Origin of the sequence: uncultured Campylobacter sp. (assembly GCF_938031315.1) — a bacterium.
Classification (GTDB): domain Bacteria; phylum Campylobacterota; class Campylobacteria; order Campylobacterales; family Campylobacteraceae; genus Campylobacter_B.
The window spans coordinates 1-6,345 of sequence record NZ_CALHHT010000030.1 but is presented as its reverse complement, the minus strand read 5'-3'; the positions used below and the strand labels follow the sequence as shown (position 1 = coordinate 6,345).

Genomic DNA, 6,345 nt, shown 5'->3' with positions numbered 1-6,345 from the left:
GCGGCTATCTAAATCATTTATTTCGCGCGCGCGAGCTTAGCTTTTACCGCCTCGCGAGCATTCACAATCTATACTATTACCTGCGCCTTGCTGCGGATATGAGAGAGGCGATCGTGCAAGGGCGGTTTGCGGAGTTTAGGCGTGAATTTTACGCCGCACGAAGCACGGCGCGAGATTAAATTTCAGCAGGCGAGGGCGCGGAATTTAGCGCGATAGTTAAATTTAGCCGCGGCGCGCGGAATTTTAATACGGCGCGCGGACGGTTAAATTTAAACGCGACAAAATTTGGGCGATGAAATTTAATTAGCTGCGGAGCGTGGAATTTATGGCGCGAAATTTAAAATTTTAATGAAGCAGGGTGGCGTCGGTTCGGCTTTTTAATGCGAATGCAAAAGAGTAAAATTTTAGCGTTCACGATTAAAATTTAGCGAGCCAAATTTTAATTCCGCAGATTTGTTAGCGAAATAAAAATTTCGCCGCTAAATTTAAAGGACTAAATTTCGTTACGCGCTAGCTTAAATTTTAGCCTTTTTTATGCGGCGCAGACAGATGAATGCAAATATATAAAACGGCGCGGAGATTGCGAAAATAACGATGTGTTTCCACGCCATAGTATTAAAATCTATACCGGTGATCTGCGTGATTTGTGCTGGAAGCCCAGAAAACGCGTCTATTACGCCGATTGCGATAATAGCGCAGAGCTCCACGGCAAGCGCGATGAGAAACGGTAAGGAGCCCTTGGTCGTGAAGATGAGATACAAAAACGCCTTGAGTTTGTAGCAATACGACAGCAGCCCAAATAGCGCCACTGCGATGCTAAAGATCGCTACGTAGGCGTCAAGCCCTATGGTTTCGTTCTGCAAAACCGTGGCGACGACGCAGATTATCAAAAAGATATTGTAGTTCGTGATCTGCCGCACGGCGTATTGATCGTGTCTGGCGGCCGACAGGAAGATAAATACTTGATTTAGCGGCAAAATGTAGCTCAGCGCAAAGATCAGATAGATAAACAGATCGAAGGTAAGCGAGACGGTATTTTGATTGACATATTCTTGGATCTGCTTAAATGACAGCAGCGACTCGGTGATCTGAGCTCTAAAGATCAGAGCGATGCCGATTAAAATAAGCGGCATAATGTAGGCCTTGATACCGCTCATTCGGATAGGGTTGGTGTAAATTTTACTCTCGAGGCTCTCGCCCTCGCGCGGATCGTCCATCTGCACGAACTCAAATCCCAAAAATTTAGGTTTTTTTGCACCAGCGGGTTTGGCTTTGCGAGGAAGTTTGAATTTTTTAAATTTTTTCGCGATTTTTGTTACTTTTGCGGCGGATCTATCCTCTGCGATATTTTCGGCGGAATTTTGAGGAGATGACTCCTCTGTCGCGTCTATCTCTATGAAATTTTTAGGATCGGAAATCCAGTCGTTATTTTGCTTCGCGGCTTCTTTTGCCTGCGAAGCCGCTTTTTGCGCCGCACGATCCTTGGATTTGGACGTGTCCACGCGTTCGATATTTATCGCGCTGGATGCTAGCGTGTCGAAGCTTACCTCATCGCCGTCGGTTAGGCTAGGATCGCGCTCGCCCAGCATTTCGTAGCTATACTCGACCCCGCCTGTGGCGACTATGACATTTTCACCTCTGATAAATCCGATAAGTCTCATATACTAACATTCCCCGATTTTTTAATGAGAAATATTAGTCAAAATGAACTTAAAAAACGATTATTCTACGGTCACACTTTTGGCTAAATTCCGCGGCATATCTACGTCGTTGCCGAGTCGCACGGAAATTTCAAGAGCTAAAATTTGCAAAATCAGCATCATCTCAAAAAATTCGCTCATCGCGTGGCTTTGCTCGCTCGTTTTGATAAAATCATCCGCGACCTCGGGCTCTTCCGGGCTGATAGCTAAAATATACGCATCGCGCGCGGCAAGCTCTTCAACATTGCTTTTGGTTTTTTCGTAGAGCAAATGCTTTGGCATCAGCGCAACCGTAAAGAGATTAGAATCGGCAAGAGCGATCGGTCCGTGCTTCATCTCGCCGCTTGGATAGCCCTCCGCGTGCAGATAGGAGATCTCTTTGAGCTTGAGCGCGCCCTCAAGAGCGAGCGGATAGAAAATATCGCGCCCGATAAAGAAAAAGCCGTGTCCGTGCAGATAGTGCTTGCTCATGCGGTAAATTTTATCCTGCAAGCCGTCCTTGATCTTTAGAATTTGCGGGATATGAAGCATTGCCGAAATTTCGCTCGCGTTGTTTTTGGCGGAGACGGTGCCGCGCAGATTTGCAAGATAGATCACAAACATCCATAGCACCATTACTTGCGTCGCAAAAGCTTTTGTAGATGCTACCCCCTTTTCGATGCCTGCGCGGGTGAGGATCACGCTGCCCGCCATGCGCACGATCGAGCTATTATCGACGTTGCAGATCGCAAGCGTCCTAAGACCGGCTTTTTTAGCGATATGTAGCGCCTCTAAGGTATCGGCGGTCTCGCCACTTTGCGAGATCACGATAAATAAGGAATTTTTGTTTAAAAATGGCTCCTTGTAGCGGAATTCGCTGGCAACTTCTACTTTCGTGCGGATTTTAGCGATGCGCTCGAAAAGATACGAACTTACGAGCGCGGCGTGATAGCTCGTGCCGCAGGCGCATAGTACAACCTCGTCGATACCCTCAAACATCGCTGCATCAAGCTCGTCAAATTTTATCTTGCCGCCCTTTATTACGCGCCCCATCATCGCTTCGGTTACGACTTGCGCTTGCTCGTAAATTTCTTTTTCCATAAAAAATCTAAAGCCCTCTTTTTGCGCATAGCCTTTATCTTTCGGAAGCTCACTAAAGGCGCAATTATGCGGTTTAGAGTTTTTAAAAACGTCGATTTGTCCAAGCTTGGCAACGCCGTAAATTTGATCGTCCAGATACGCCGCCGTATTCGCAAGCCCGATGAGCGGAGCGTCCGAGGAGCTAAAGAAAATTTCGTTTTTATCGTTTTTTGCGACGATGAGCGGAGCTGCGTTTTTAGCAAAGAAAATTTCTCCGGGTGCTGCCTTGGTGATCAAAAGCGTAGCGTATGCGCCTTTTAGCCGTTTAATTGTGGCTTCATATGCCTTAAATGCGTCGTTGCTAGCCTTGAAATTTTTTTCAAAAAGATGCACGATCACTTCGGTATCGGTCTGGCTTAAAAATTTCACGCCATCCGCTTCGAGCTCATCTTTTAGCTCGATGTAGTTTTCGATGATGCCGTTATGCACGACGAAGCTAAAATCCCCAAAATGCGGATGCGCGTTAAGCTCGGTGGGCTTTCCGTGCGTCGCCCAGCGAGTATGTCCGATCGCAACGCCAAAGCCTTGCGAAGTGAAATCTTTCATCTTTTCTTCGAGATTATTTAACTTGCCGACTGCTTTGAAATACTTTATATTCGCACTTTCGTCCATCACGGCAAGCCCTGCGCTGTCGTATCCGCGATACTCAAGTTCTTTCAGTCCGTTTATTATGATTTTTTTCTTTTCGGCATTTCCTATGTAGCCTACGATTCCACACATTTTGCTTTCCTTGTTTAAAATTTGGCGCCCATTTTACTACGCTATTTTAAATTAACGAAATTCGGCTCTAAATTTAGTCCGCTTATCCGTTTTGTAAGCAAAAAATTATATAATTAGCACAAAATTTGGCTTGGGAAATCGATGGAAATTTTAGAAAAACTACAAAGCGGCGAGAGATTAGATTACGAAGACGGCGTGAAATTATGGGATTTAGATCTTTTCGATCTGGGCAAATTCGCCTTTGCTATTCGCAAAGAAAAAAACGGCAAAAACGTCTATTTCAACGCAAATCGTCATATCAATCCTTCGAATTTATGCGCAGATACCTGTAAATTTTGCGCATTTTCGGCGCACCGCAAGAACGAAAACGCCTATACGATGAGCGATGATGAGATCATGCGTATCGTGGATGAGACGGTAGCGCGCGGCACGAAGGAGATTCATATCGTAAGCTCGCACAATCCATTCGTTACGCCGCAGCAATATTTGGGAATTTTCAAAGCGATAAAGCAAAAATATCCGCTTGTGCATATCAAGGCGATGACCGCGGCGGAGATCGATTACTGGCGGCGAAAGTGGAAGATGAGCTACGAAGAGACGATAGAGCTGATGATGCAAAGCGGCGTGGATTCGATGCCCGGCGGCGGCGCTGAAATTTTTGACGAGCAGATCAGGGATCAAATTTGCAAAGGCAAGGTCTCAAGCGAGCAGTGGCTACGTATCCACTCGCTGTGGCATGCTCGCGGGCGTCAGAGCAACGCCACGATGCTCTTTGGCCATATCGAAAGCCGCGCTAACCGTATCGATCACATCTTGCGTATCCGCGCGCTGCAAGATGAGAGCCTAGCTCGCGCTAACGACGGCGGTTTCAACGCCTTCATCCCGCTCGTGTATCAGCGCGAGAACAACTATCTGGACGTGAAGGGCTTTTTGGGCTCGGTCGAAATTTTAAAAACGATCGCGATTAGTAGAATTCTGCTCGACAACGTCGCGCATATCAAGGCCTACTGGGCGACCTCGACCTTAAGCTTAGCCCTCGTAGCGCAGGATTTCGGCGCGGACGATCTTGACGGCACGATCGAGAACGAAAGCATTCAAAGCAGCGCCGGTGCCGGCAGTAAAAAAGGGCAGCGCAAGCGCGATTTTATCGATATGATCGGCACCGCAGGTTTCGTGCCGGTCGAGCGCGACAGCTTGTATAACCAGATCGAAATTTACGAATAAATTCTAAAGGAGGAGCAAGTGGAGAAATTCTTTCATCTCGCCGCGGCAAAAACGTCGGTAAGGCAGGAGCTTATTGCGGGGCTTACTACGTTTTTGGCGATGATTTACATCGTGCCGGTAAACGCTAACATTATGAGCATCGCAGGTATGCCGTTTGATGCGCTGGTTACGGCAACCGCGCTTATTACGATAATCGCGACGCTATTTAACGGGCTTTTTGCAAATACTCCCGTAGCGCTTAGCGTCGGCATGGGGCTAAATGCGTATTTTACCTTTGCGTTGTGCGTGGATGCGAAGCTGCCGTGGCAAAGCGCGCTTGGCATCGTAGCGATAAGCGGGGCGCTTTTTACCGTGCTTTCGTTTACCAATTTTCGCGTTTGGGTTATCAAATCTATCCCACTTGATCTGCGTCGCGCCATAAGTGCGGGTATCGGCGCTTTTATCTGCTTCATCGGACTTAAGCAGATGGGCGTCATCGCGCCTAGTCAGGCGACGCTAGTAACTTTAGGAAATTTAAAAGATCTAAACGTTTTACTTGGAATTTTAGGCTTAGCGGTAGTGCTGGTGCTCTTCGTGCTTAGAATTAAGGCGGCGTTTATCTTAAGCATTTTGATTACTTCGTGCGTTGCGTGGGTGGCTGGAATTTCGCCCGCACCACATGGCATAGTAAGCGCGCCAAGCGGCATAACGCCGATATTTGCTAAGCTAGATATCCCCGGAGCGCTGAAGCTTGCGTTCGTGCCTTTTATAATCACATTTTTCGTCACGCATCTATTCGATAGCATCGGCACTCTAACCGGCGTAGGAAACCGCGCGGGGCTTTTTGGAGAGAACAGCAAAGACGGAATGAAAAAACTATCTAGAAATTTAACCTCCGATGCGATAGGAAGCGTCGCAGGAGCCGTTATAGGAACGAGCACGGTCACCGCATTTGCCGAGAGCGCCAGCGGCGTGGAGGCGGGCGGCCGCACGGGGTTAACGGCGGTATTTTGCGCTATGTTTTTCGTGCTGACGCTGTTTATGCTACCGCTATTTAAGGCGATCCCAGCAAATGCAATCTATCCGATCCTCGTAATGGTCGGGGTTTTGATGTTTAGCGAGCTTGGCAAGATCGATTATAGCGACGCGGGAATTTTAATCCCTGCGTTTTTCATAGTGTTTTTGATGCCTTTTACCTACTCGATCACCAACGGCTTAAGCTTCGGCTTTATCGCTTATATCGTAGTTAGACTCGCTCAGCGCAGGATAAAAGATTTAAATTTCGGCGTTTTGACGCTTGGCGCGATTAGCGTTTTAGTATTTTTGATGCATTAAATTTTAAGGAAAGATATGAGATTTTATAGTTTTGATGAGATGGATCGCGACGCAAGAACCATAGCAAAACAGGTTAGGGATGAATTTATGCCTGGTTGACGGCGCGAATCACAGCGTCCACCTCCTCGTCGGTGAGGGTAGGATACATCGGTAGGCTGAGGATCGCGTCGGCGAAGTCGTCTGTCGGGGTACGTGGCACGTCCTTGCATGGGCCGTGGTAGGCACGTTGTCGACGGATGGGGATGGGGTAATGGATCAGTGTGCCGAC

6 protein-coding genes are annotated in these 6,345 nt (G+C 47.6%); 3 read left to right on the top strand and 3 right to left on the bottom strand.

All coding sequences use genetic code 11. The features are described from left to right. The coding region (locus tag Q0236_RS00930) for a tRNA-guanine transglycosylase (RefSeq protein WP_297913925.1) at positions 1-179 on the top strand (179 nt) is incomplete at its 5' end. 336 nt (positions 180-515) lie between these two features. On the opposite strand, the gene Q0236_RS00925 is transcribed toward Q0236_RS00930, so the two are convergent. Next, positions 516-1,661 carry a hypothetical protein gene (locus Q0236_RS00925; RefSeq protein WP_297913923.1) on the bottom strand — a complete coding sequence of 382 codons (1,146 nt, stop codon included), beginning with the start codon at positions 1,659-1,661 and terminating at the stop codon, positions 516-518. A gap of 60 nt (positions 1,662-1,721) precedes the next feature. Then, the gene (gene glmS / locus Q0236_RS00920; protein ID WP_297913921.1) at positions 1,722-3,539 is read right to left on the bottom strand and encodes a glutamine--fructose-6-phosphate transaminase (isomerizing); all 1,818 of its coding nucleotides are present in this window, start codon (positions 3,537-3,539) and stop codon (positions 1,722-1,724) included. Positions 3,540-3,680: 141 nt separating this feature from the next. On the opposite strand from glmS, the gene mqnE reads away from it, so the two are divergent. Continuing rightward, positions 3,681-4,763, top strand: coding sequence for an aminofutalosine synthase MqnE (mqnE, locus tag Q0236_RS00915; RefSeq protein ID WP_297913919.1), 1,083 nt, complete (start codon positions 3,681-3,683; stop codon positions 4,761-4,763). 18 nt (positions 4,764-4,781) lie between these two features. Next, positions 4,782-6,077, top strand: coding sequence for an NCS2 family permease (locus Q0236_RS00910; protein WP_297913916.1), 1,296 nt, complete (start codon positions 4,782-4,784; stop codon positions 6,075-6,077). A gap of 85 nt (positions 6,078-6,162) precedes the next feature. Here the strand turns inward: Q0236_RS00910 and Q0236_RS00905 are convergent. Beyond that, positions 6,163-6,345 (bottom strand): DegT/DnrJ/EryC1/StrS family aminotransferase (locus Q0236_RS00905; RefSeq protein ID WP_297913913.1); only part of this gene is annotated, 183 nt, incomplete at its 5' end.

Coding starts and splice junctions, on each gene's coding strand:
- Q0236_RS00925 (WP_297913923.1), bottom strand. CDS start 1,661: ATGAGACTTATCGGATTTATCAGAGGTGAAAATGTCATAGTCGCCACA.
- glmS (WP_297913921.1), bottom strand. CDS start 3,539: ATGTGTGGAATCGTAGGCTACATAGGAAATGCCGAAAAGAAAAAAATC.
- mqnE (WP_297913919.1), top strand. CDS start 3,681: ATGGAAATTTTAGAAAAACTACAAAGCGGCGAGAGATTAGATTACGAA.